Here is a 25,358-nt window from a genome sequence, read left to right as displayed (position 1 = left end):
AAGCTTACCATTGCTCTTACTCCCCTTCGCTTGGATCCCCGTTTTGCGCTTTTAGGCCGTTGGTACCAAGACGGCCGCTTATCGCAGTACTTATTGTTTATTGCCTGCCTGGGTGGCGTTGCTGGGCTTTTGCTTACGGCTCGTGCTTTTGTCGCATTAGCTCCCGTAGCCGCTGTAGTGGCTGCCTTACTAAATCCGAATATCCGCCGCCAAGTGCCGTTGTGGCTGCGCAACGGTGCGGTGCTGCGAATGGCAGCGCTTTACCTGCTGTTCCCGCTGTCGTGGTGGTATACTCAGGATTGGCCTGTTTGGCGGCACGAAGTATTCCGCCAACTGCCCCTCATTGGGGTGCCTTTAGCTTTCACCCTGGCAGTGCCGCTGTCCTCCAAGCAGCGCCGCTGGGTGGCTGGTGCATTTATCGGTGGCACCACTCTCATTGGCTTGCTTACCCTGGGGAAGTACTTCCTCAATCCAACTGCGGCTCATGAGTTGATCCGTATCGGACAAAATTTACCCTCCGTCACGGGTATCTTCCATATCCATTTCGGAATTATGCTGGCACTAGCCGCCTTCTTTGCCGTGCCATTCAGCCAAGAACCCCAGATCGGCAAGGTTGGGCGCTGGCTCTGGCTCAGTAGTGCAGGGGCTGCGGTGTGCTGTTTGCATGTACTAGCCTACCGCACCGGTCTCGTGGCCTTTTATTCGGCCTTGGCAGTAGTGGCACTGCTTCTGTTGTTTCGGCGCCCTTTGTGGGGTATTGGGTTGATGTTGCTGGGTATTGTACTAGCCGTTGGTGCCTATCAATACGTGGAAGCTGTACACGGTCGGGTCCGGACGACTCTTTATGATCTTGAGCAGTTCGAACTAGGCCATGACATCAACAACTATTCCTTGTCACGACGCTTGGCAGCTTGGCAGAATGCGGGGGAGCTTGTCTGGCGCCAACCAGTGCTTGGCGTAGCTCCGGCAGATGTTCGTCAAGCCATGATGGAGCAGTACACTCGGCGCTCTTATGGCCTGACAGAAGAAAACCGAGTAATGGTTCACAATCAATACCTACACTACTTGGTAGGGGCAGGAGTGGTGGGCTTAGCAGTTTGGCTTTGGGTATTGATTGCTCCTTTTATGCAACCTCGACAGCGCCGCAATCCGTACGTGAGGTATTTCCTGCTCGTTTTTGGCGCAGCGGCCTTGGCCGACTCGCTGCTTGAACTGCAGATTGGGTTTAATTTATTCGTCTTCCTCTATGGCTTTCTCGTAGTGGCTAGCGAACGGCGGGTATCAACAATCAACGTAACCCGCTAAGCCCTTCCTTTCGTTACATTTATTAGCGGCATCGAACGCCGCGTGCTTGCCCGAACCTCTCCCTTTTATGAGCGACACTCCCGAACGGGTACCTAAACTGAGCAAGGAGGAAAAAGACCGCCGCTTCCAAGCCGAGCTTCTGCCCGTGCTGGATTCGCTGTACAATTTCGCCTTCCGCCTTACCCTTGATGAAGACGATGCCAACGACTTGGTGCAGGAAACTTACCTGAAGGCCTACCGCTTCTTCGAGTACTTTGAGCCGGGAACCAACGCCAAAGCGTGGCTGTTCCGGATCCTGAAAAATTCGTTTATCAACGATTTTCGGAAGAAAAGCAAGCAGCCGGCGAAGGTCGATTACAGCGAAATAGAAGGCTACTACAACACCGAGGAGGTGGATGCCGAAGGCGATACGGGCTCTACTTCGCCCGATTTGCGCCAGCAAGCTACCCGCGACCTGATCGGCGATGAAGTAGCCAGCGCGCTGAATTCGCTTCCGGTGGATTTCCGCACCGTCATTATCCTTTGTGACCTGGAAGGATTCACCTACGAGGAAATGGCCAAAGTGCTGGATATTCCCATCGGTACGGTTCGCTCTAGGCTGCACCGAGCCCGTAATTTCCTCAAAGACAAGCTAGATCGGTACGCAAAAAAAATGGGCTATGGCAACGATTCTGACGAAGACAGTGTTGCCGAAGCGTACGAAGACGACGAAGATTAACGTCTTTTAATTTTCAACCTTTTCTCTCCACCACATTACCTCCTTCCGTTATGGCCACGAAGTCTACACCCAACCAACCAGGCCCGGCTGCCAACATTGTTGCCGGCGCCGACTGTGAACGTGTGAATACCATTCTCGATCAACTCATCGTGGGCCAAGAGCCCAGCGTGGAAGACGAGGAATACTTCGTCAACCATGCCGAAGATTGCTCTCCTTGCTTCGACAGCATCGGTAAGCAACGCCTCTTCGTTGACTTCCTCAACCAGTACGTGGGCCGTAAAGGGGTACCTGCAGGTCTTTCCGACAACATTCTAGCGCGCGTGCAGTCCGAAAAGGTCTAATTTTGCCCCATGCAGGGGAAAATTATTGCCTTCTCGGCGCCGTCGGGCGCTGGTAAAACCACCATTGTCCATCGGCTCATGGAACGCATTCCTGAGCTCAGCTTTTCTATCTCGGCCTGTACCCGCGACCGTCGCGGCCGCACCGAGCAGAATGGCAAGGACTACTATTTTATTACAGTTCAGGAGTTTCAGGAGAAAATCCGCCACGACGAGTTCGTGGAGTGGGAAGAAGTCTACGAGGGCTCTTACTACGGAACGCTTAAGTCTGAAGTCGAACGCATCTGGGAAGGCGGCCAGCACGCTATTCTGGACATCGACGTGAAAGGCGGTCTTAGCGTGAAGGATTTCTACAAGGACCGGGCGCTTTGCATCTTCGTAAAGCCGCCGTCGCTGGAAATTCTGGAGCAGCGGCTGCGCAACCGCGCCACCGATTCGGCTTCCAGCATTTCTGCCCGACTGTATAAGGCAAATTTTGAGCTGACCTTCGAAGACCGTTTCGATGCTGTCATCGTCAATGACGACCTCGATCATGCTACCGACCAAGCGGAAAAGCTTGTGCGGGACTTTATCACGGCCGAGCCGGCAATTGTCTGATGAGTAGCCCGCAGCGCGTGGGCCTGCTGTTCGGCTCCTTCAATCCCATCCATACCGGGCACCTTATTCTGGCTAATCACATGGCCACCCACACCGACCTGGATGCGGTATGGCTGGTAGTATCGCCACAAAGCCCATTTAAGGTAGGGGAGGAACTGCTTGCCGAGCAGGAGCGTCTACGCTTGGTTGAGCTTGCTATTGCTGGCAACGACAAGCTGCGTGTACTTGATATCGAATTCACGTTGCCACGTCCCAGCTACACCATCGATACCCTAGATGAACTGCGTCGCTGTTATCCGGCGACGCAGTTCGTGCTTTTGATGGGTGGCGACAACCTGCCAGGCCTGCCACGATGGAAGTCGGCAGAAAGGATCCTAGCTGAATTTGCAGTGTACGTGTACCCACGGCCTGGTACAACATTGCCAGAGTCTGTGCATAGCGGCATACGCATCGTATCAGCTCCAATGCTTGATATTTCAGCTACCTTCATTCGCGCCAATATTAGGGCGGGCAAGTCCATCCGCTACTTAGTACCCGATGTGGTGCTGAGCGCTATAGAGGCCAAAAGCTATTGGACTACTTGAGTACATCCATTCTCAAACGCAAGAGGCCCCGGCTACTTTAGCAGCCGGGGCCTCTTGCGTTTAGCGTCGAGCCGAAGCTTAGATGGTCATAATCTCTGCTTCCTTCTTGCTCATCAGCTCATCAATCTTCACGATATAGCTGTCGGTGTACTTCTGCACTTTAGCCTCAGCATCTTTGATAGCGTCTTCGGAAGCACCTTCCTTCAGCAGCTTCCGCAGCGACTCGTTTACTTCCTTCCGAATGCCGCGAATACGGACTTTGCCGCCTTCGGATTCATTCTTTACCTGCTTTACCAGGTCACGGCGGCGCTCTTCCGTCATGGGCGGCAGGTTCAAGCGTACTGAATCAGCATCCATGATGGGGTTCAGGCCCAAGTCGCTGTTTTTGATGGCTTTTGAAATTTCGCCCAGCATATTCTTCTCCCAGGGGCGGATGACCAACGAACGGGCATCAGGTGCCGACACGTTGGCTACCTGCGAAACTGGGGTTGGCGTGCCGTAGTAGTCTACGCGCAACGAGTCCAACATAGCCGGCGTGGCTTTTCCAGCCCGGATGCGGCTTAGTTCCGTACCGGTGTGCTGCAGGGCCTTGGTCATCGATTCCTCTGCGTCGCTCAGATACAACTGGATTTCTTCGTCCACTTTAGAAAGGTTGAGTGTTGAAAGTTAAAGGGTAAATGGAGTAGCCAGCACGGAGCTAAAGCTCAACTGCAAGCAGTTCCTTTAGGCTTGTTCGGCGGTGGTTGGTGTAGCGCGCTTCAAATCGGATTGAAGGGAGCCCTGAGTGTCGTCGACTTGCTTAGAGTTGATACTCATGGTCACGAGTGTGCCCACCTCTTCGCCATTCACCAGCCTTTGCAGATTGCCCTGCTTGTTCATATCGAACACAATGATGGGCAAATTATTCTCTTTGCAAAGGGTGAAAGCCGTCATGTCCATCACGTTCAGGTTCTTGTTCATCACCTCATCGAACGTAATCTGAGGGTAGCGCGTGGCCGTTGGGTCCTTCTCCGGGTCGGCGGTATAGATGCCATCCACGCGGGTGCCCTTCAATACCACATCGGCCTCTACCTCAATGGCGCGCAGCGAGGCAGCCGAGTCGGTCGTGAAATATGGGGAACCAATGCCGGCGCCGAAGATAACCACGCGGCCTTTTTCCAAGTGTCGTAGTGCCCGGCGGCGGATGTATGGCTCGCACACGCGCTGAATAGTGACACCCGACAACAAACGCGTCGGGATACCCAGTTTCTCCAAGGCGCTCTGCAGGGCCATCGAGTTGATGACCGTTGCTAACATGCCCATATAGTCGCCTTGCACGCGGTCGAGGCCAAAGGCTTCGGCTTGCACGCCGCGGAAAATGTTGCCACCGCCGATAACTACGGCTACCTGCACGCCCGTTTGGGCCACGGCGCGAATCTCCTCGGCATATTGCATCAGGCGCTCTGCGTCAATGCCATACTGTTGCCGGCCCATCAGGGCCTCGCCGCTCAGCTTCAGCAGAATTCGGTTGTATTTCAACGGTCTAAAGTTAGGTTGATGTCTAAGTCTGGCATTTAGCGCTTCAGCCAATACATACGCTAGGCAAACTGCACCAGCACTTGGCCTTTGTTCACGTTGTCGCGCATGCCCACTTTTACGGCACTTACCACGCCGTCGCCGGGGGCTTTGATGATATTCTCCATCTTCATCGCCTCTAGCACCAACAGCGCGTCGCCTTTTTGCACTGCTTGGCCCGGCGTCACCCGAATATCAACGATCAGGCCTGGCATAGGAGCTTTGATTTCATTGACCTTGTTGCTGGCGGCTTGGTTCATACCAAGCTTTTCCAACAGAAGATCAAAACGGTCCTTAGCCTGCAGTTCAAAGCGCTGGCCATTAAGCTTTAGCTGCACCGTCTTGTTGGTCGAGTCTACCTCTAGTACCTCTGCGGAGTAAGAGCGTCCTTGCCAAAGCAAATGATAACGGCCGTCTCCCAAGTCAATCAGGTCCCACTCGAACGAAGTACCGTCAACGGTGATTTCATGAGCTTTAAAATCAACATTCCAGGATTGTTCGGAGCCAGCTCGGACTTGTAGCATGCGGGTGGGTATGGTGAGTGGAAGTGCAGCGGAAAAGGGCTTAAAGATAGGCGTAATCTGAAATTATTTCGGAACTTCAACCCCCAGATTACCCCAATTCCTGCCTAATGAAATATTCGGCACTCGGTGCTCTTGTGTTGGCTATTGCGTTGCCCATCAGTTTGCTAGGGCAATCGGCCAAGCCTGGGAGCCCCAAGAAGACTCCCGCACGTAAACCAGCAGTTGTAGAGACGCCAAGCAACTCTCCGGCTTCGCCGAAATCTATATTGATAATACCCAACTGGTTGCCGCCGGAAAACCCGATTCAGCCGGCCGCTACCATGTTGCATGATTTGGTCGACACCAAACTGGACGTTCGGTTTGATTGGAGCAAGCAATGGGTGCTGGGCACGGCTATCGTAACCGTAAAGCCGCACTTCTATCCCCAGACGCAGTTGGTGCTGGATGCTAAGGGCTTTGACGTTAAGAGCGTCAAACTCGTGGCCGGTTCGAAGGAGAAGGCATTGAACTTCCAGTACGACAAACGGCGCCTAGCTATTACGTTGGACAAAGCTTACAGCCGCACCGAGCCTTACCAGGTTCGCATCCAATACATCGCCAAGCCCAACGAGCTAGCCAGCGGTGGTAGTGCTGCTATTACTTCTGATAAAGGCTTGTACTTTATCAACCCCTTGGGAACGGATAAAAACAAGCCGCGTCAAATTTGGACTCAGGGCGAGACAGAAGCCAGCTCTTGCTGGTTTCCAACCATCGACCGACCTAATCAGCGCATGACGCAGGAGGTCAGTCTGACCGTGGAACAGCAATTCAAAACGCTTTCCAATGGCTTGCTTGTGTCGTCAAAGAAGAACAGCGACGGAACCCGTACCGACACGTGGAAGCAAAGCCTGCCCCACGCTCCCTACCTGACCATGCTGGCCGTAGGGGATTTTGCCGTCGTCAATGATACGTGGCACAATAAGGCTGTTGACTACTATGTCGAGCCGCAGTACGCCGCGGTGGCTAAAGCCATTTTCGGACGCACTCCGCAGATGATGGAATTCTTCTCCAAAAAGCTAGGCGTAGAGTTTCCTTGGGAAAAGTATGCCCAGGTAGCCGTACGCGACTACGTTTCCGGCGCCATGGAGAATACCTCGGCCAGTTTGTTCGGCGAGTTTGTGCAAAAAACACGTCGGCAACTGATCGATGGCAACGACGATGAGGTTATTGCCCACGAACTGTTTCACCAGTGGTTTGGTGACTACGTCACCGCAGAATCGTGGTCGAATCTTCCGTTGAACGAGGCATTTGCCGATTATTCAGAATACCTCTGGACGGAGTTTAAATACGGCAAAGAAGCCGCCGATCTGCTTGGCCAGCGGCAGCTGAACTTGTACATAGAGGAAGCCCGCTCCAAACGAGAGCCGCTAATCCGCTACCGCTACGCCGACAAAGAAGACATGTTTGACCGCCACTCTTACGAGAAGGGCGGCCGTATTCTGCACATGCTGCGCAGCTACGTCGGCGATGATGCTTTCTTTGTTGCTCTTAACCGTTACCTCACCAAACATAAATTTTCGGCTGTCGAGGTGGCCGAGCTACGCATGGCCTTTGAGGAAACTACCGGCGAAGATCTGATGTGGTTCTTCGATCAATGGTTTATGCAGCGCGGTCATCCCGAAGTAGCAGTAGCTCATTCTTACGCCGATGGTAAAGTGAGCTTGCGTGTCGTGCAAAAACAGGATACAACTTATCAGCCCATATATCGTCTTCCTGTCACGGTTACTACTTGGATTAATAACCAGCCGACTGATCATCGCATTATCATCACTAAAGCGAATCAGACCTTCCAACTGCCAGTTAATCAACGGCCCAGCCTTGTGCAATTCGATTCCGAGAAGATGCTTTTGGCTGAGCTGACGGAAGAAAAAACCACCGAAGAATGGCTCTACCAATATTACCACGCCCGCAATTTTCTCTCGAAGCACCAAGCTATTGATCAGCTACGTAGCAAGGTAGGGGACCTAGCAGTAAGTGGAATGATGCGCAACGCCCTGAATGACCCGTTCTGGGGCGTACGCGTAGCCGCAGTAGAGGCCCTGCGTCGGTATCGTGGGCCGGAGGGCGGTGCTGTCCGCAAAGAACTGGAACGTGTAGCTACAACCGATAAGGATAGTCGCGTTCGGGCCTCCAGCTTAACTACACTGACTACTTTCCAAAACGAAGACTTCGGCAACGTTTATACCCGTGCATTGAATGACAGCTCCTATTTAGTATTGGGAGCCGCCATTAACGCCCTGACCAAGTCGCCAACCCTTACCGCACAGCAGCCAATAGAAGCTCTCAAGAGCGAGAAAAACGCTGCTATCGTCTCGGCGCTTTCCAATTACTTTTCTCTTAACGGGACACTAGACCATTACCAATGGTATTTGGCTCAATTAGATGATGCCGATGCTGCTACTCTTTATCAACTGTTGCAAAACTTTGGCAACTACATGCTCCGGATTCCGGCGGTAGAGCGAGAGAAAGCCGTCAAAAAAATGGAAAGCATGGCTCGCTCCAATCCAAGTTATGAGGTGCGCCTGGGCGCATACAAAGGCTTGTCGGCACTAGCCGAAAACATGCCCGTGCTCAAAACTACTTTGGCAGATATTCGCAGCAAAGAAAAAGATGAGCGTTTAGTAGGCATCTATAACCTGCTGCAGTAGCGGCATTTAGCCATATTTTAGGTTTGATTATGAAAAAAAATAAGCAATGATTTTGGCTGACTGCTTGACTTGCATCAGAAAGCATCTAATTTTGCGTCTCCAATCAGCAACCGAGCTGCTTCAGCCACGGAATTGAAAGGGCAAAGAATGTTGGTAAACGGCCAGCATTGATGTTAAGGGGGGATTCCAGAGCGGCCAAATGGGACGGACTGTAAATCCGTTGTCTTACGACTTCGAAGGTTCGAATCCTTCTCCCCCCACTTCTTTTTTCTTGCTATAGCTCATACGCGGGAGTAGCTCAGTTGGTAGAGCGGCAGCCTTCCAAGCTGCAGGTCGCGGGTTCGAACCTCGTCTCCCGCTCTTTTTCCGCTGAAGAGCCAGTAGCAGAAACACCAGCCGTTGTAGCTCAGGGGTAGAGCACTTCCTTGGTAAGGAAGAGGTCCGGGGTTCAAATCCCCGCAACGGCTCCAGAGTGAACCTAACGGGGCAGCGCGCCTGCCGCCGTCTGGCCTGCGGCAAGCGACGTGCAGTTTTTTCCTAGGGAGAAGTCTGCGTATCGCTTTCTTGCAGTATACCCGCAGCGCGTTAAGCACCCTCTTTTCCCTCAAAAATTTCTTCCCAATCTCTTTACAATGGCTAAAGAAACTTTTGACCGGTCCAAGCCGCACGTAAACATCGGCACGATCGGTCACGTGGACCACGGCAAAACGACTCTGACCGCTGCCATCACGACCGTGCTGGCTAACAAAGGTCTGGCCGCTAAGCGTGACTTCTCTTCGATCGACAACGCTCCGGAGGAAAAAGAGCGCGGTATCACCATCAACACTGCTCACGTAGAGTACGCTACCGCTAACCGTCACTACGCTCACGTTGACTGCCCTGGTCACGCTGACTATGTGAAGAACATGGTAACTGGTGCCGCTCAGATGGACGGTGCTATCCTCGTGGTAGCTGCCACCGACGGCCCGATGCCCCAGACTCGTGAGCACATCCTGCTGGCTCGCCAGGTAGGTGTACCGCAGCTGGTTGTGTTCATGAACAAAGTGGACATGGTAGACGACCCCGAGCTGCTCGAACTCGTTGAGATGGAAATCCGCGAGCTGCTGTCGTTCTACGACTTTGACGGTGACAACATCCCGGTTATTCAAGGTTCGGCCCTCGGCGGTCTGAACGGCGATGCCAAGTGGGTTGGTACCATTGAAGCCCTGATGGACGCTGTTGACTCGTTCATTCCGATTCCTCCCCGCTTGACCGACCAGCCGTTCCTGATGCCGGTTGAAGACGTGTTCTCGATTACGGGTCGTGGCACCGTTGCTACCGGTCGTATCGAGCGTGGCGTAATCAACTCCGGTGAGCCGGTTGAAATCCTCGGTATGGGTGCTGAAAACCTCAAGTCGGTAGTAACCGGTGTAGAGATGTTCCGCAAAATTCTCGACCGTGGCGAAGCTGGCGACAACGTAGGTCTGCTGCTCCGTGGTATTGAAAAAGAGGCCATCCGTCGCGGTATGGTTATCTGCAAGCCCGGTTCGGTAAATCCCCACAAAAAGTTCAAGGCCGAAGTTTACGTACTGTCGAAGGAAGAGGGTGGCCGTCACACGCCGTTCTTCAACAACTACCGTCCGCAGTTCTACTTCCGCACCACCGACGTTACGGGTATCATTTCGCTGGCTGAAGGCGTAGAAATGGTAATGCCTGGTGACAACGTGACCATCACCGTTGAGCTAATCAACTCAGTGGCCATGGAGAAAGGGCTCCGTTTCGCTATCCGCGAGGGTGGCCGTACGGTAGGTGCCGGTCAGGTAACCGAAATTCTCGACTAATTACTGCAAGGTCAAGACGATCCGCCCGCGAAAATTTCGCGGGCGGATTTGTTTTATCTGTAACCTTCAGTACATTTGCACTCCGATTCAGAACGTTTGGTTCTGCGCGGCGCTTACACGGGCGTAGTTCAAGGGTAGAATAGAGGTCTCCAAAACCTTTGATGGGAGTTCGAATCTCTCCGCCCGTGCTAATTAAATCATAAGTCGGCCGCTGCTGAAGCGGCCGCTTTTGCCTTACCGCCAACCGGCCACCCAACATGGATAAGTTGTCGAAATACTTCCGCGATACCGTCGAGGAGATGCGCTACAAGGTAACTTGGCCTTCTTTTGACGAACTGCAGAAAAGCGCCGGTATGGTGCTCATCGGCTCCATCGCGTTTGCCATTGTGGTTGGTGTGATGGACATCAGCTTCGAAACGTTGCTGAAAGCCTTCTACAACTCGTTCCGCTAAGGTTAACCTATTGCCATAAGTAAAATGGGAGAACTGAAGTGGTATGTGGTTCGCTCGGTAAGCGGCCAGGAAAAGAAAGCCAAGCAATACCTCGAGACGGAAATCCACCGTCACGGCCTTGATGAACTAGTACCCCAAGTGCTGATTCCGGCCGAGAAGGTGTATGAGATGCGCAACGGCAAGAAGCGCGTGCGCGAGCGGAGTTTCTTCCCCGGTTATATCCTCATCCATGCTGACCTGTCGCACGGTGAAGTTGACCACATCATCACCACTACACCTGGGGTGCTGGGTTTCCTAAGCGATAAAGAAGGCAAAACTGCCAACGCCAAGCCTGTGCCACTGCGCATGAGCGAAGTAAACCGCATCCTTGGCATCGTGGACGAAACGGAGGAGCAGCCAGCGGCGCTGGAAGTGCCTTTCGTGGTAAACGAAACGGTAAAGGTTATTGATGGTCCGTTCAATGGCTTCTCAGGTACTGTGAATGAAGTATTCGAGGAGCGTAAGAAGCTGAACGTTATCGTCAAGATTTTCGGTCGTGCCCAGCCAGTGGAACTGAGCTACACGCAGGTCGAAAAAGAAGTTTAGAAACTGTTACAGTTGGGTCATTGGTCGTCCGCTCCGGACTGGTGGCCGCTTCCATAGGAGCATTTTTCACAACGGCGCTGGGAGCCACCCACCGCCGAAGTCTAACAACCTAAATGGCCAAGGAAATCAGAGGTTACCTGAAGCTTCAGGTAAAGGGAGGCGCGGCTAACCCTGCCCCGCCGATTGGACCTGCGCTTGGTTCGAAGGGCTTGAACATCATGGAGTTTTGCAAGCAGTTTAACGCTCGCACCCAGGATAAAGCCGGCCAAGTGTTACCTGTTCTCATCACCATGTACACTGACAAGTCGTTTGACTTTGTCATCAAGACGCCGCCTGCACCGATCCTGCTCATGGAAGCAGCGAAGATTCAGAGCGGGTCGAAAGAGCCGAATCGTAACAAGGTTGGCTCGGTGACCTGGGACCAAGTCCGCCAAATTGCCGAGACGAAAATGCCCGACTTGAACGCTTTCAAGATTGAGTCGGCTATGAAACTCGTTGCTGGCACCGCTCGCAGCATGGGCCTCACCATTACGGGCGAAAGCCCCCTCACCAAGTAATCGGCTAAGACCATGGCAAAAGTGAGCAAAAAGCGCAAGGAAGCCCTTGCTAAATTCGATCTGACGGAAGTACGGTCGCTACAGGACGCCGCCAAAGTGGTAAAGGAAATCACCTTCACCAAGTTTGACGCTTCGGTAGACATCGACGTACGCCTGGGTGTTGACCCCCGCAAAGCTGACCAGATGGTTCGCGGCGTGGCTACTTTGCCCCACGGCACGGGTAAGACCGTTCGTGTGCTGGCTCTAGTAACCCCGGACAAAGAAGCTGAGGCTACGGCTGCCGGTGCCGACTTCGTTGGTCTTGACGATTACATCGCCAAGATTGAAAAAGGCTGGACCGACATCGACGTAATCATTACGATGCCGGCCGTTATGGCCAAGGTAGGTCGTCTGGGCCGCGTATTGGGTCCCCGTGGCCTGATGCCGAACCCTAAGTCAGGCACCGTAACCACGGACGTAGCTAAAGCTGTGCAGGAAGTGAAGGCTGGTAAAATCGACTTCAAAGTTGACAAGACTGGCATCATTCACACCTCGGTTGGTAAAGTGTCGTTCGACGAGCAGAAGCTGGCCGAAAACGCTTTCGAACTGATTCAGACCCTGCAACGTCTGAAGCCTTCGTCGGCCAAAGGGACTTACATCAAGAGCATCACGCTCTCGAGCACGATGAGCCCCGGCGTACCGGTTGACACCGCTGTTAATTCCGCCAAGTAATCACGCCTGATCATGACGAAGGAAGAAAAATACGCCCTCGTAGATGAGCTGGCCGGCAAATTCGGCGAATACAGCTTCTTCTACATCACGGATGCCGCCGGCATGTCGGTGGCGAAGATCAACGAATTCCGTCGCCTGTGCTACAACCGCGGGATGGAATACAAGGTCTACAAAAACACGCTGATCCGGAAGGCGCTGGACCGTTTGGAGGGTGATACCTCTTCGATGGACGCAGCGCTGAAAGGCCAGTCGGGCATCCTATTCTCGCGGGAATCGGGCTCGGCTCCGGCTAAGCTGTTGAAAGACTTTTACAAGTCGCAAAACTACGGTAAGAACGTTGAGCCCAAGCCGGTGTTCAAAGGTGCTTACCTCGACAGCGACGTGTACGTGGGTGCTAACCAGCTTGAGACGCTGAGCACCATCAAAGGCAAGCAGGAACTCATCGGTGAAATCATCGGTCTGCTCCAGTCGCCCGCCAAGAACGTTATCGGTGCTCTGCAGAGCGGCGGCAACAAACTCGCTGGTATTCTCAAAACCCTCTCGGAAAAAGAAGAGGCCGCAGGCTAACCGCTGCTCTCTTTCTCTCTCAATTCATCGTTTTCAACAACACCCCAAATTTTTTGCAAAATGGCAGATCTGAAAGCATTTGCAGAGCAGCTAGTTAGCCTGACCGTTAAAGAAGTTAACGAGCTGGCTACCATCCTGAAGGACGAGTACGGCATCGAGCCGGCAGCTGCTGCTCCGGTGATGATGGCTGGTGGTGGCGCTGCTGCTGCTGCTGACGCTCCCGAAGAGAAGACTTCGTTCGACGTAATCCTGAAGTCGGCTGGCGCTCAGAAACTGGCTGTAGTGAAGCTGGTGAAAGACCTGACCGGCCTAGGCCTGAAGGAAGCCAAAGAACTGGTTGACGGCGCTCCGAAGCCCCTGAAAGAGGGTGTTGCTAAGGACGAGGCTGAAGGCCTGCGCAAGCAACTGGAAGAAGCTGGTGCTGAAGTAGAGGTTAAGTAATTACCTCTTTCACCCCACCTGCTTCAACCGGACTGATCAAGCAGAAACAGATTACGGTTTATTCCATTTGCCGCACCTGTTTTCCAGTCCGACAAGCATGGATTAGACCTGGCAACTAAGTCAGGTCTTTTCCTGTTTGTAGCCTGCAAACTTTGTTAAATGCCGTTTTCAGCCCCCTTTGGGGCTTTTGCGGCGAAACAGTAGCGCGAATCCACCATAGCTTATGGCATTGAAGAACGTTTTTGTTGCCCTTAGGGTTGTTCTTCGATGTGTGAGTGGTTGGCTCGCGCTACTGGCATGGTTTGAAGATTCCATCCTCCCAGTGTCATTTTAATTCTTAACACATTGGCTACACCCAAAGCAAAGGCTACGGCCGAGGAGCGGATCAATTTCGCCAAGATTAAGAAGGTTATCGAGTATCCGGATTTTCTGGACGTGCAGTTGCAGTCGTTCCGGGACTTCTTCCAGTTGGAAACGGCTGCTGAAAACCGTTCGAATGAGGGTTTGTTCAAGGTGTTTGCCGAGAACTTCCCCATTTCGGACTCTCGCGAAAACTTCGTGTTGGAGTTTATCGACTACCACGTCGATCCGCCGAAGTACTCCGTGGACGAGTGTATCGACCGCGGCCTGACTTACTCGGTTCCGCTGAAAGCCAAGCTTCGCCTGCTCTGCAACGACGAGGACAACGAGGATTTCGAAACCATCGAGCAAGAAGTGTTCCTTGGGAACATTCCTTACATGACGGAGAAGGGCTCGTTCGTCATCAACGGTGCTGAGCGCGTTATCGTATCGCAGCTGCACCGCTCGCCGGGCGTATTCTTCGCCCAGAGCAAGCACACCAACGGTACGAAGCTGTACTCGGCTCGTATCATTCCGTTCAAAGGTTCGTGGATTGAATTTGCCACGGACGTGAACAACGTGATGTACGCGTACATCGACCGTAAGAAGAAATTCCCGGTTACGACGCTGCTTCGCGCCATCGGTTACGGCACCGACAAAGACATCCTCGACCTGTTCGGGCTGTCGGAAGAGGTGAAAGCTGATAAGAAAACCCTCAAGAAAGTAGTTGGCCGCAAGCTGGCCGCCCGCGTGCTGCGCACCTGGACGGAAGACTTCGTGGACGAAGACACCGGTGAGGTAGTGTCCATCGACCGCAACGAGGTGCTCCTGGAGCGCGACTCGACGGTGGAGGACATTGATATTGACACCATCGTGGATTCGGGCGTGAAGTCCATCATCCTGCACCGCGAAAACGTCAACATCGCCGACTTCGCTATCATCTACAACACCCTCCAGAAGGACAACTCCAACTCGGAGAAGGAAGCTGTAGAGCAGATTTACCGTCAGCTCCGTAACACGGAAGCGCCGGACGAAGAAACCGCCCGTGACATCATCCAGAAGCTGTTCTTCTCGGATAAGCGTTACGACCTCGGTGACGTAGGCCGTTACCGTATCAACAAGAAGCTGGGCATCGACACGGGTTGGGACGCTCGTGTACTCACGAACGAGGACATCGTGCTCATCGTGAAGTATCTGATAGGTCTGATCAACTCGAAGGCCATCGTCGACGACATTGACCACTTGTCGAACCGTCGGGTGCGCACCGTGGGTGAGCAGCTGTACGCTCAGTTTGGCGTAGGTCTGGCTCGTATGGCACGTACTATCAAGGAGCGCATGAACGTGCGTGACAACGAGGACTTCAAGCCCGTTGACCTGATCAACGCACGTACGCTGTCGTCGGTGATCAACTCGTTCTTCGGTACCAACCAGCTCTCGCAGTTCATGGACCAGACGAACCCGCTGGCCGAAGTGACACACAAGCGTCGCGTATCGGCACTGGGTCCGGGAGGTCTGTCGCGTGAGCGGGCTGGTTTCGAAGTACGCGACGTACACTATACGCACTACGGCCGCCTTTGCACCATCGAAACGCCGGAAGGACCGAACATCGGTCTGATTTCGTCGCTGTGCGTGCACGCCCGTGTGAACTCGATGGGCTTCATCGAGACGCCCTACCGCACGGTAGAGAGCGGCAAGGTGGACATCAGCTCGAACGTAAAGTACCTCACCGCTGAGGAGGAAGACACCCACCACATCGCGCAGGCCAACGCCCGTATCGATGACAATGGTAATTTCCTGTCGGAGCGTGTGAAGGGTCGTTTCGAAGGTGACTTCCCGGTAGTAGAGCCAGCGGAGTATACCTATATGGACGTTGCGCCGAACCAAATCGTATCGGTGGCTGCCTCGATGATTCCGTTCTTGGAGCACGATGACGCCAACCGTGCACTGATGGGCTCGAACATGCAGCGTCAGGCAGTACCGCTGCTCAAGCCGCAGGCGCCGATTGTAGGTACCGGCCTTGAAGGCCGCGTAGCTATTGACTCGCGTGCTCTTGTTGTAGCTGAAGGTGATGGTGTCATCGACTACGTTGACGCTAACAAGATCATTGTAAAGTATGATCTGTCGCCGGAAGAGGTCCTCGTAAGCTTCGACGCTGAGCGTGTAACCTATGAGCTGATCAAGTTCCGTCGCACGAACCAGGACACCTGTTTGAACCTGAGCCCCATCGTTAAGAAAGGGGAGCGGGTAATCAAAGGTCAGCCGTTGTGCGAAGGCTATGCTACCGAAGCTGGTGAACTGGCTCTGGGTCGTAACATGCAAGTGGCCTTCATGCCGTGGCAGGGTTACAACTTCGAGGACGCCATCGTCATTTCGGAGAAAGTAGTTCGCGACGACATCTTCACTTCGATTCACATCGAAGAGTTTGAGCTGGAAGTGCGCGAGACCAAGCGCGGCGAAGAAGAGCTGACCTCGGAAATTCCGAACGTAAGCGAAGAAGCTGTCCGCAACCTCGACGAAAACGGTATCATCCGCATTGGTGCTGAAGTACGCGAAGGCGACATCCTGATCGGAAAGATCACGCCGAAGGGCGAGACCGACCCGACCCCGGAAGAGAAGCTGCTGCGTGCCATCTTCGGTGACAAGGCTGGCGACGTGAAGGATGCCTCGCTTAAGGCGCCACCCTCACTGAACGGAGTGGTTATCGAGACCAAGCTGTTCTCACGGCCGAAGAAAGATAAAAACCTACGCGCTAAGTCTAAACGCGAAGTAGAAGAGCTAAAGGACCGCTACGCCGCTGAGCTGCGTGGCGTGAAAGCAGTAATGGTTGACAAGCTGGTGCAGCTGCTGGAGGGTAAGACCTCGCAAGGCATCAAGCACAAGTTTGGCGACGAACTGCTGGCCAAAGGGGCTAAATTCGGCAAGAAGAACATCACTGATGCCCTCTTCCCCGAGAAAAACCCCTATAAGGACGAAAGCAACTACGCCGTGCCGGAAGAGGTAAACCTGTTTAAGGACCTCATCTTGGAGAGCTGGACTGCTGATGAGCGTACCAACGCGATGGTAGCCGAGCTGGTGAAGAATTACACCAAGCGTCGCAACATCGTAACGGCCCGCTTCAAGCGTGACCGGTTTACCCTAGAAGTAGGTGACGAACTTCCGGCAGGTATCGTGCAATTGGCTAAAGTGTACATCGCCAAGAAGCGTAAGCTGAAGGTGGGTGACAAGATGGCCGGCCGCCACGGTAACAAAGGTGTAGTAGCCCGCATCGTGCGCGATGAGGACATGCCCTTCCTGCCCGACGGCACCCCGATGGACATCGTGCTCAACCCGCTGGGTGTACCGAGCCGTATGAACATCGGCCAGATTTACGAGACCGTACTGGGCTGGGCCGGCCTCAAGCTGGGCCGCAAGTACTCGACGCCGATCTTCGACGGTGGTACCGAAGAAGAGGTAGCTCGTGAACTGACCGAAGCCGGCTTGCCGGATTGGGGCCGCGCTTACCTGCACGATGGTCTGACGGGTGACCGTTTCGACCAGCCGGTAACCGTAGGTGTTATCTACATGCTGAAGCTCGGTCACCTTGTCGACGACAAGATGCACGCCCGTTCGATCGGTCCGTACTCACTCATCACGCAGCAGCCGCTGGGTGGTAAGGCACAGTTCGGTGGTCAGCGCTTCGGTGAGATGGAAGTGTGGGCACTGGAGGCCTTCGGCGCTTCGAACATCCTGCAAGAAATCCTGACGGTGAAGTCGGACGACGTGATTGGCCGTGCCAAAGCCTACGAAGCCATCGTGAAGGGCGACGTGTTGCCCAAGCCGAATATCCCGGAGTCATTCAACGTACTCATTCACGAGCTGCGTGGTCTGGCCCTGGAAATCACGCTGGACTAAGTAATGCTGCAATAGAAATGGTTGTCGGTGCCTTCGGGCATCGGCAACCATTTCGTGCATCCGACACTTGGCTTACTCATCAGCCAAACGGAGATAAGTACGAGCGGCTTTGCGACATGCTCTTCAGCCGTTGTTCCGAGATATGGTCAGGACAACGCCAATAGGCAGAGGAGTCATCAACGAGCTGGTCGAGTGAAGCCGACGAGGCTTCGACCCAGACCCGTCAAAATCTACTGCGTGGCGTACCTATCCGACCCGCAGAGCACTTTTACGTGAGTCGAGCTGTTATGAACTTCTGCGGTGATACCCTAGGGTAAGATGCCAGAGTCAGAGCAGTAAACAGCAACAAGCTAAAGCTTAAACACAAGCAACATGGCGTTTGCAAAAACGAAAAAGCTGGTTCAAGACTTCTCGAAAGTCACCATCTCGCTCGCCTCTCCAGAAGCCATTCTGGAGCGCTCGAACGGGGAAGTGGTGAAGCCCGAGACGATCAACTACCGCACGTACAAGCCCGAAATGGGCGGCTTGTTCTGCGAGCGGATCTTCGGACCAGTAAAAGACTGGGAGTGCCACTGCGGCAAGTACAAGCGCATTCGCTACAAAGGCATCATCTGCGACCGTTGCGGCGTGGAGGTAACTGAGAAGAAAGTGCGCCGTGAGCGGATGGGCCACATCGAACTGGTGGTGCCCGTTGCACACATCTGGTACTTCAAGTCCCTTCCCAACAAAATTGGTTACCTGCTGGGCCTGCCCACCAAGAAGCTCGATCAGATCATCTACTACGAGCGTTACGTAGTGGTGCAGCCGGGCTTGCTGGAAACGGACGGCGTACAGCAGCTCGACTTCCTGACGGAAGACGAATACCTGGACATCATCGACAAGCTCCCCCGCGAGAACCAGATGCTGCCCAACGAGGACCCGCAGAAGTTCATCGCCAAGATGGGCGCCGACGCGCTGTACATGCTGCTCGAGCGCCTGAACCTAGACGAGCTGAGCTACTCGCTGCGTGACTCTGCCGCCCACGAAACTTCGCAGCAGCGTAAGGCTGAGGCGTTGAAGCGTCTGCGCGTGGTAGAAGCGTTCCGCGAAGCCAACGGCCGCGTGGAGAACCGTCCCGAGTGGATGGTTATCCGCATGGTGCCGGTAATTCCGCCGGAACTGCGCCCCCTCGTACCTCTGGATGGTGGTCGATTCGCTACCTCCGACTTGAACGACCTGTATCGTCGCGTTATCATCCGCAACAACCGCTTGAAGCGCCTGATCGAAATCAAGGCGCCGGAAGTGATTCTGCGTAACGAGAAGCGCATGCTGCAGGAAGCCGTAGACTCGTTGTTTGACAACTCGCGTAAGGTGAATGCCGTGCGTGCCGAAGGCAACCGTGCCCTGAAGTCACTGTCCGATATGCTGAAAGGCAAGCAGGGCCGCTTCCGTCAGAACCTACTCGGTAAGCGTGTCGACTACTCGGGCCGTTCGGTTATCGTGGTAGGTCCTGAGTTGAAGCTGCACGAGTGCGGTCTGCCCAAGAATATGGCAGCCGAGCTGTTCAAGCCGTTTATTATCCGCAAGCTCATCGAGCGTGGCATCGTAAAAACGGTTAAGTCGGCTAAGAAGATCGTAGACCGCAAGGACGCCGTGGTATGGGACATCCTCGAGAACGTACTTAAGGGTCACCCGGTACTGCTGAACCGCGCGCCTACGCTGCACCGCTTGGGCATTCAGGCGTTCCAGCCGCGCCTTATCGAGGGCAAGGCTATCCAGCTGCACCCGCTGGTGTGTACCGCCTTCAACGCTGACTTTGACGGTGACCAGATGGCCGTGCACGTTCCGCTCGGACCGGCCGCCGTACTGGAAGCCTCGATGCTCATGCTGGCTTCGCACAACATCCTGAACCCGGCCAACGGCGCTCCGATTGCGGTACCGTCGCAGGACATGGTTCTGGGCTTGTACTACGTGACTAAAGGCAAGCGCACCACCGAAGAGGAAGTCGTGCAAGGCGAAGGCCGCATGTTCTACTCGGCGGAGGAAGTGGTTATTGCCCTCAACGAAGGTCAGCTTTCCAAGCACGCCTACATCAAGGTGCGTACGAAAGTCCGCGACGAAAACGACAACCTCGTCACCAAGGTGATTGAGACCGTGGCTGGCCGCGTGCTCTTCAACCTGCACGTGCCGGAGGAAGTTGGCTTCGTAGACGAACTGCTGACTAAGAAAAAGCTGCAGCAGATCATCTCAACGGTGTTCAAGCGTACGGGTATGGCCCGCACGGCACAGTTCCTCGACGACATCAAGACGCTGGGTTTCCAGTCGGCTTACAAAGGTGGTTTGTCGATGGGTCTGGGCGACATCCAGATTCCGAAAGAGAAGGACGAGCTGATTGCCCAGGCGCAGAACGACGTGAAGGCGGTAACCCAGAACTACCAGATGGGTCTGATTACCGACAACGAGCGTTACAACCAGGTTATCGACATCTGGACGCGCATCAACAACCAGATTACGGAGACGCTGATGTACCGCCTCGAGCGCGAAAATCAGGGCTTCAACTCGATCTACATGATGATGCACTCCGGAGCCCGTGGCTCGCGCGAGCAGATTCGTCAGCTCGGCGGTATGCGTGGTCTGATGGCCAAGCCGCAGAAGTCGCTGCAGGGTTCGGTAGGCGAGATTATTGAAAACCCGATCCTGTCCAACTTTAAAGAAGGTCTGGACGTTATCGAGTACTTCATCTCGACGCACGGTGCCCGTAAGGGCTTGGCCGACACCGCCTTGAAGACGGCTGACGCCGGTTACCTGACCCGCCGTCTGGTAGACGTGTCGCAGGACGTTATCGTAAACGAGAACGACTGCGGTACCCTGCGCGGCATCGAGACCTTCGCCCTGAAGGACAACGAGGACGTGGTGGAGCCGCTGGCCGAGCGTATCCTAGGTCGCGTAGCTGTGCACGACATCGTGGATCCGCTGACGGACGAGGTTATCCTGACCGCCGGCGACGAAATCACGGAAGAGGTGACGCGTCGCATCGACCAGACCGCTATCGAATCGGTAGAAATCCGCTCGGTACTGACCTGCGAATCGAAGCGTGGTATCTGCGCCCGTTGCTACGGTCGTAACCTGTCGACGGGCCGCATGGTGCAGAAAGGTGAGGCTGTCGGCGTAATTGCTGCGCAGTCCATCGGTGAGCCCGGCACCCAGCTGACGTTGCGTACCTTCCACGTGGGTGGTACGGCCTCGAACATTGCCGTAGAAGCTAGCATCCGCGCCAAATTTGCCGGTGTAATCGAGTTCGAAGACGTGCGCACCGTGGATTCGGTGAATGCAGAAGGCGAACCGGTGAAAGTGGTAATGGGTCGTTCGGGTGAAGTGCGGATCGTGGAGAAGGGCACCGGCAAGGTGTATATCTCGAACCACGTACCATACGGCTCGTTCCTGCTCGTGGAAGAAGGGCAGGAAGTTGAAAAGGGTCAGGAACTCAATAACTGGGACCCCTACAACGCCGTAATTCTGGCCGAGTTCGACGGTACCATCGCCTACGAAGGCATCAAAGAAGGTGTCACGTACCGTGAGGAGTCGGACGAACAGACCGGTTACCGCGAGAAGGTGGTTATCGAATCGAAGGACAAAACCCTCGCTCCGGCTATCGTAGTGAAAGCCGGCAAGAAGGGTGGCGACGAGACGCAGAAGGCTTACAACATCCCCGTAGGCTCGCACATCAGCGTAGAAAACGGCGAGAAGATCAAGGCTGGTCACATTCTGGCTAAGATTCCGCGCGCCGTGGGCAAGACCCGCGACATCACGGGTGGTCTGCCCCGCGTTACTGAGCTGTTCGAAGCCCGTAACCCGTCGAACCCGGCGGTGGTATCGGAAATCGATGGTGTGGTAACCTACGGTACGGTGAAGCGTGGTAACCGTGAAATCTTCGTCGAGTCGAAAGACGGCGTACGCAAGAAGTACATGGTGCCGCTGTCGAAGCACATTCTGGTGCAGGACAACGACTTTATCCGCGCCGGTGCGCCGCTGTCGGATGGTGCCATCACGCCGACCGACATCCTGAACATTCAGGGCCCAGGCGCCGTGCAGGAGTACCTCGTGAACGAGATTCAGGAAGTATACCGCTTGCAGGGTGTGAAAATCAACGATAAGCACATCGAGGTGGTTGTTCGCCAGATGATGCAGAAGGTGGTTATCATGGAGCCTGGCGACACGTCGTTCTTGGAGAATCAGACCGTGGACAAGATTACGTTCATGGAAGAAAACGACTCCATCATCGACATGAAGGTGGTGACGGACGAAGGCGACTCGACGGTGCTCAAGCGCGGTCAGATCGTGACGGCTCGTAAGCTACGTGACGAGAACTCCTCGCTGCGCCGCCGCGACCTGAAACTGGTGGAAGTGCGCGACGCTTCGCCAGCCGTTTCGCGTCCGACGCTGCAGGGCATCACGCAAGCCTCGCTAGGTACGCAGTCGTTCATCTCGGCTGCTTCGTTCCAGGAGACTACGAAGGTGCTGTCGGAGGCTGCCATCCGTGGCAAAGCCGACGAACTGCTCGGTCTGAAGGAAAACGTTATCGTGGGGCACCTCATCCCGGCCGGTACCGGTCTGCGCGAGTACACGCGCATCCAAGTCGGCTCGACGGAGGATCCGGAACCGGTACCAGCCGCTCCAGCCGCCACGGAAGCGCGTCCTGCCCGCGCCAGCCGCAGCAAACGTGAAGTATCGGCCGAGTAATTGGCTGAGTTAATAAGGAAGCCCACCGGAAGCAATTCCGGTGGGCTTTTCTTTTTATGGCTACTTTTAGGGTGACCGCGCGTAGCAAGAACTTACAGTCTGCATTTCGCGCGACTTCAACGATTTTTTTCAGAACAACACGCGAGTTGACAACTCGTTCTACGTCCATGAATCAACCTCCTTCCGCACCCACACCCGAAGAACAGCAGATCAACATTGAGCTGTCTGAAGAAATAGCCGAAGGCGAGTACGCCAACCTGGCGATGATTGCCCATTCGAGCAGCGAGTTCGTCATCGACTTTATTCGCCTGATGCCCGGCTTGCCAAAGGCGAAGGTGAAAGCCCGCATTGTCATCACGCCTGAGCACGCCAAGCGGCTGCTGTCCGCGCTATCGGATAATATCGAGCGGTACGAGCGCAGCTTTGGCCCGGTGAAAACCCAAGGCGATATGCCGAGTTTTCCGATGAACTTCGGTGGCACGATGGGAGAGGCCTAAGCCTTTATCCTCAAAGCTGATTAGCTCAAGAGCCGCGTTATTCCACGCGGCTCTTGCTATTTTGGGCCTATGTCAGCACTCGACCGCTTCTCCGGCCACGCCGCACAGTACGCGCAGTTCCGCATCACTTACCCAGCCAAGCTGTACGAGTTCCTGCTTTCCATTACTCCGAACCGAGAAGCCGCTTGGGACTGCGGCACCGGCAATGGGCAAGTAGCCGCTGATTTGGCACCGTACTTCCACCGCGTAGAAGCTACCGACATCAGCGAAAAGCAACTGGCACACGCGGCGAAACGGCCAAATGTCACATACCACATCAGTCCTGCCGAGCAAACGCCTTTTGCTGACAATACTTTCGACCTCATCACCGTAGCGCAAGCGCTGCACTGGTTCGATGCCGAAGCTTTTCACTGCGAAGCTCAACGGGTAGCGAAGCCCAGCGCTACCAACGCGGAGTGGGGTTACGGCCTAGTGAAAGTCAATAAGCAGCTAAACTCACTCATCCAGCACTTCTACACTGATGTAGTCGGGCCTTACTGGGATGAAAACCGCCGGCACATTGATGATGAGTTTGCGCGCATTCCATTTCCCTTTGCCGAAGTGCAGCAGCGCCGCTTCGAGGAGCGGCAGCATTGGGATGCTGAACGGTTTCTGCGTTATTTGCAGACGTGGAGCAGCGTGCAGCGCTACCAACAGCAAGTAGGGGAGGAGCCGCTTAAGCTAATTGAACAGCCGCTGCGGGAAATGTGGGGTGAGCAGCAGCGCGGAGTGTCTTTCCCAATCTTCTTACGAGCAGGGCGAATCAGTAAGTAGTAAACTTTGCTACAACTTGGCTAAGTTAGTATAGGCGTTTACCAAATGCGTGTATGTGTCTGATTGAAATGGGCTACGAATACCGCATTGTCTGTACACTGACTATTGAGCAGGCGAAGAGCATCCTTGCTAAGGCTCCGCATTTCGACCAATGCGACGAACTGGGCCGGTGTGAATACCGTGGTTCTAATAATCTAACCGGTATGCCCGATGTAGAACTACAACGCGCCGAGTACGGCCTCTACCTCTGTGACTACAGCCGCAGCCGTATTAGTTTGGAGGTGCTCGGCTATGTACTCAGTCGTTGTGCTGACTTAGGGCCGGTGACGCTACAAGCAGCCGACTAGGATTTCTACGCCCCTCATTGGACATGAAAAAGCCCGCACATGCCAGTGCGGGCTTTCTGCATTCTTCAGGATGTTCAACTCGCACTCAAGCAAAGCTGCTGATACAGAGCTGACAGGCTTCTTCGTGTTAAGTTATAACACCCGTTTGCTATTGTAAATCAGAGTCTCTACCTTTGCAAGCCTAATTTTTTGGGAGAAGACCCTCCCGGACAAAACGTTCATTAGATGCCAACCATCAACCAATTAGTGCGCAAAGGCCGCGAGAAGCTGACGACGAAATCCAAGTCGCCTGCCCTCGATTCGTGCCCGCAGCGCCGTGGTGTGTGCACTCGCGTGTACACCACTACGCCCAAGAAGCCGAACTCGGCTATGCGTAAAGTAGCGCGCGTACGCCTGACCAACGGCAAAGAGGTTAACGCCTACATTCCGGGCGAAGGCCACAACCTCCAGGAGCACAGCATCGTGCTGATCCGCGGCGGTCGTGTGAAAGACCTTCCCGGCGTGCGTTACCACATTATCCGTGGTGCTCTTGATACCGCTGGTGTAAACGGCCGTCTGCAGCGTCGTTCGAAGTACGGTGCCAAGCGTCCGAAGCCCGGCCAACCGGCTGCAGCAGCTGGCAAAGGCGGCAAACCCGCAGGTAAGAAAAAGTAATCAGGTATTTGGGGCCTGAACGACGGCCACGGGTCTGAGTAATGCGCCCAATGGCGTGTGAAGCTAGGTCGCCAGTAACCCCAGTCCCCAAGACTCCTCATATATCATGAGAAAAGCAAAACCAAAGAAGCGCATTCTGCTGCCGGACCCCAAGTTCGGCGAGACGCTGGTAACCCGTTTCGTAAACTACCTGATGTACGACGGCAAGAAGAGCCTGGCGTACGGCATTTTTTACGATGCCCTGGAGCAGGTAGAAGCCCGCACCAAAGAGAACGGCCTTGAGCAGTGGCGCAAAGCCCTTAACAACGTGATGCCGACCGTGGAAGTGAAAAGCCGCCGTGTAGGTGGTGCTACCTTCCAGGTGCCGACTGAAGTTCGTCCCGACCGTCGCATCGCCGTTGGCTCGAAGTGGCTGATTCAGTACTCGCGTCGTCGCGGTGAGAAGACCATGAAGGACAAGCTGGCTGGCGAGATTATCGCCGCCGCCAAAGGTGAAGGTGCTGCCGTCAAGAAGAAGGACGATACCCACCGGATGGCCGAAGCCAACAAGGCTTTCTCGCACTTCCGATTCTAATTAAGGAAATTAGAAGCTTGGGGACTTTAGGTCTTGGTTTTTTGTTCTAGCATCTGACCAAGACCCTAGGTCCCCAAGTTCCTA

General features: G+C 54.5%; 23 protein-coding genes and 4 tRNA genes. 24 read left to right on the top strand and 3 right to left on the bottom strand.

What is annotated here, in order from left to right; genetic code table 11:
• Nucleotides 1-30: 30 nt before the first annotated feature.
• The 5 genes from AC5FXY_RS01930 to nadD all read left to right on the top strand — a co-directional run bounded on the left by AC5FXY_RS01930 (nucleotide 31) and on the right by nadD (nucleotide 3,542).
• Nucleotides 31-1,305: an O-antigen ligase family protein gene (locus tag AC5FXY_RS01930; protein WP_493554932.1), complete on the top strand. Its 1,275-nt coding sequence runs from the start codon at nucleotides 31-33 to the stop codon at nucleotides 1,303-1,305.
• A gap of 67 nt (nucleotides 1,306-1,372) precedes the next feature.
• Entirely contained in the window at nucleotides 1,373-2,023 is a 651-nt protein-coding gene (locus AC5FXY_RS01925) for a sigma-70 family RNA polymerase sigma factor (protein ID WP_493554931.1), read from the top strand.
• A gap of 50 nt (nucleotides 2,024-2,073) precedes the next feature.
• Nucleotides 2,074-2,364 carry a hypothetical protein gene (locus AC5FXY_RS01920; RefSeq protein WP_493554930.1) on the top strand — a complete coding sequence of 97 codons (291 nt, stop codon included), beginning with the start codon at nucleotides 2,074-2,076 and terminating at the stop codon, nucleotides 2,362-2,364.
• Between the two features lie 9 nt (nucleotides 2,365-2,373).
• Nucleotides 2,374-2,958, top strand: a complete 585-nt coding sequence (gmk, locus tag AC5FXY_RS01915; protein ID WP_493554929.1) for a guanylate kinase — start codon at nucleotides 2,374-2,376, stop codon at nucleotides 2,956-2,958.
• On the top strand, nucleotides 2,958-3,542 hold the full coding sequence (gene nadD / locus AC5FXY_RS01910) for a nicotinate (nicotinamide) nucleotide adenylyltransferase (RefSeq protein ID WP_493554928.1): 585 nt from the start codon (nucleotides 2,958-2,960) through the stop codon (nucleotides 3,540-3,542). Before gmk ends, nadD begins: the two co-directional genes overlap by 1 nt.
• 78 nt (nucleotides 3,543-3,620) lie before the next feature.
• On the opposite strand, the gene frr is transcribed toward nadD, so the two are convergent.
• The 3 genes from frr to AC5FXY_RS01895 all read right to left on the bottom strand — a co-directional run bounded on the left by frr (nucleotide 3,621) and on the right by AC5FXY_RS01895 (nucleotide 5,620).
• The gene (frr, locus tag AC5FXY_RS01905; protein WP_493554927.1) at nucleotides 3,621-4,184 is read right to left on the bottom strand and encodes a ribosome recycling factor; all 564 of its coding nucleotides are present in this window, start codon (nucleotides 4,182-4,184) and stop codon (nucleotides 3,621-3,623) included.
• A gap of 81 nt (nucleotides 4,185-4,265) precedes the next feature.
• Nucleotides 4,266-5,060, bottom strand: coding sequence for a UMP kinase (gene pyrH / locus AC5FXY_RS01900; protein ID WP_493554926.1), 795 nt, complete (start codon nucleotides 5,058-5,060; stop codon nucleotides 4,266-4,268).
• A gap of 59 nt (nucleotides 5,061-5,119) precedes the next feature.
• A complete protein-coding gene (locus AC5FXY_RS01895) occupies nucleotides 5,120-5,620 on the bottom strand; it encodes an acyl-CoA carboxylase biotin carboxyl carrier protein subunit (RefSeq protein ID WP_493554925.1) in 501 nt (166 codons plus the stop codon).
• A gap of 320 nt (nucleotides 5,621-5,940) precedes the next feature.
• Here AC5FXY_RS01895 and AC5FXY_RS01890 point away from each other — a divergent pair, with 320 nt between their 5' ends.
• The 19 genes from AC5FXY_RS01890 to rpsG all read left to right on the top strand — a co-directional run bounded on the left by AC5FXY_RS01890 (nucleotide 5,941) and on the right by rpsG (nucleotide 25,274).
• Nucleotides 5,941-8,307 carry a M1 family aminopeptidase gene (locus AC5FXY_RS01890; protein ID WP_493554924.1) on the top strand — a complete coding sequence of 789 codons (2,367 nt, stop codon included), beginning with the start codon at nucleotides 5,941-5,943 and terminating at the stop codon, nucleotides 8,305-8,307.
• Between the two features lie 177 nt (nucleotides 8,308-8,484).
• Nucleotides 8,485-8,567, top strand: a tRNA-Tyr gene (locus AC5FXY_RS01885).
• A gap of 27 nt (nucleotides 8,568-8,594) precedes the next feature.
• A tRNA-Gly gene (locus AC5FXY_RS01880) sits at nucleotides 8,595-8,667 on the top strand.
• A 35-nt stretch (nucleotides 8,668-8,702) separates the two neighbouring features.
• Nucleotides 8,703-8,777: transfer RNA gene (locus AC5FXY_RS01875), tRNA-Thr, on the top strand.
• A gap of 162 nt (nucleotides 8,778-8,939) precedes the next feature.
• Nucleotides 8,940-10,127 carry an elongation factor Tu gene (gene tuf, locus AC5FXY_RS01870; protein ID WP_493554923.1) on the top strand — a complete coding sequence of 396 codons (1,188 nt, stop codon included), beginning with the start codon at nucleotides 8,940-8,942 and terminating at the stop codon, nucleotides 10,125-10,127.
• Between the two features lie 117 nt (nucleotides 10,128-10,244).
• Nucleotides 10,245-10,315: transfer RNA gene (locus tag AC5FXY_RS01865), tRNA-Trp, on the top strand.
• Between the two features lie 69 nt (nucleotides 10,316-10,384).
• Nucleotides 10,385-10,579, top strand: a complete 195-nt coding sequence (gene secE, locus AC5FXY_RS01860) for a preprotein translocase subunit SecE (protein ID WP_493554922.1) — start codon at nucleotides 10,385-10,387, stop codon at nucleotides 10,577-10,579.
• 24 nt (nucleotides 10,580-10,603) lie between these two features.
• Nucleotides 10,604-11,164: a transcription termination/antitermination protein NusG gene (gene nusG / locus AC5FXY_RS01855; protein ID WP_493554921.1), complete on the top strand. Its 561-nt coding sequence runs from the start codon at nucleotides 10,604-10,606 to the stop codon at nucleotides 11,162-11,164.
• 113 nt (nucleotides 11,165-11,277) lie between these two features.
• Nucleotides 11,278-11,721 (top strand): 50S ribosomal protein L11, encoded by a 444-nt coding sequence (gene rplK / locus AC5FXY_RS01850; protein WP_078013211.1) that lies wholly within the window; start codon nucleotides 11,278-11,280, stop codon nucleotides 11,719-11,721.
• Nucleotides 11,722-11,733: 12 nt separating this feature from the next.
• A complete protein-coding gene (gene rplA, locus AC5FXY_RS01845) occupies nucleotides 11,734-12,432 on the top strand; it encodes a 50S ribosomal protein L1 (RefSeq protein WP_493554920.1) in 699 nt (232 codons plus the stop codon).
• A 12-nt stretch (nucleotides 12,433-12,444) separates the two neighbouring features.
• On the top strand, nucleotides 12,445-12,999 hold the full coding sequence (rplJ, locus tag AC5FXY_RS01840) for a 50S ribosomal protein L10 (protein ID WP_493554919.1): 555 nt from the start codon (nucleotides 12,445-12,447) through the stop codon (nucleotides 12,997-12,999).
• 60 nt (nucleotides 13,000-13,059) lie between these two features.
• Nucleotides 13,060-13,440, top strand: a complete 381-nt coding sequence (rplL, locus tag AC5FXY_RS01835; RefSeq protein WP_493554918.1) for a 50S ribosomal protein L7/L12 — start codon at nucleotides 13,060-13,062, stop codon at nucleotides 13,438-13,440.
• A gap of 345 nt (nucleotides 13,441-13,785) precedes the next feature.
• On the top strand, nucleotides 13,786-17,670 hold the full coding sequence (gene rpoB, locus AC5FXY_RS01830) for a DNA-directed RNA polymerase subunit beta (protein WP_493554917.1): 3,885 nt from the start codon (nucleotides 13,786-13,788) through the stop codon (nucleotides 17,668-17,670).
• Between the two features lie 372 nt (nucleotides 17,671-18,042).
• Nucleotides 18,043-22,389 (top strand): DNA-directed RNA polymerase subunit beta', encoded by a 4,347-nt coding sequence (gene rpoC, locus AC5FXY_RS01825; protein ID WP_493554916.1) that lies wholly within the window; start codon nucleotides 18,043-18,045, stop codon nucleotides 22,387-22,389.
• Between the two features lie 167 nt (nucleotides 22,390-22,556).
• On the top strand, nucleotides 22,557-22,886 hold the full coding sequence (locus AC5FXY_RS01820) for a DUF3467 domain-containing protein (RefSeq protein WP_493554915.1): 330 nt from the start codon (nucleotides 22,557-22,559) through the stop codon (nucleotides 22,884-22,886).
• A 69-nt stretch (nucleotides 22,887-22,955) separates the two neighbouring features.
• The gene (locus tag AC5FXY_RS01815) at nucleotides 22,956-23,699 is read left to right on the top strand and encodes a class I SAM-dependent methyltransferase (protein WP_493554914.1); all 744 of its coding nucleotides are present in this window, start codon (nucleotides 22,956-22,958) and stop codon (nucleotides 23,697-23,699) included.
• Between the two features lie 53 nt (nucleotides 23,700-23,752).
• A complete protein-coding gene (locus AC5FXY_RS01810; RefSeq protein ID WP_493554913.1) occupies nucleotides 23,753-24,046 on the top strand; it encodes a hypothetical protein in 294 nt (97 codons plus the stop codon).
• A gap of 225 nt (nucleotides 24,047-24,271) precedes the next feature.
• The gene (gene rpsL, locus AC5FXY_RS01805; RefSeq protein ID WP_078013202.1) at nucleotides 24,272-24,700 is read left to right on the top strand and encodes a 30S ribosomal protein S12; all 429 of its coding nucleotides are present in this window, start codon (nucleotides 24,272-24,274) and stop codon (nucleotides 24,698-24,700) included.
• A gap of 106 nt (nucleotides 24,701-24,806) precedes the next feature.
• On the top strand, nucleotides 24,807-25,274 hold the full coding sequence (gene rpsG, locus AC5FXY_RS01800) for a 30S ribosomal protein S7 (RefSeq protein WP_126691142.1): 468 nt from the start codon (nucleotides 24,807-24,809) through the stop codon (nucleotides 25,272-25,274).
• The last annotated feature ends 84 nt before the right edge of the window (nucleotides 25,275-25,358 follow it).

It is taken from the genome of Hymenobacter sp. FMD4 (genome assembly GCF_058932745.1).
The sequence above is the reverse complement of the archived record's forward strand: the minus strand, read 5'-3'. Positions and strand labels throughout refer to the sequence as shown.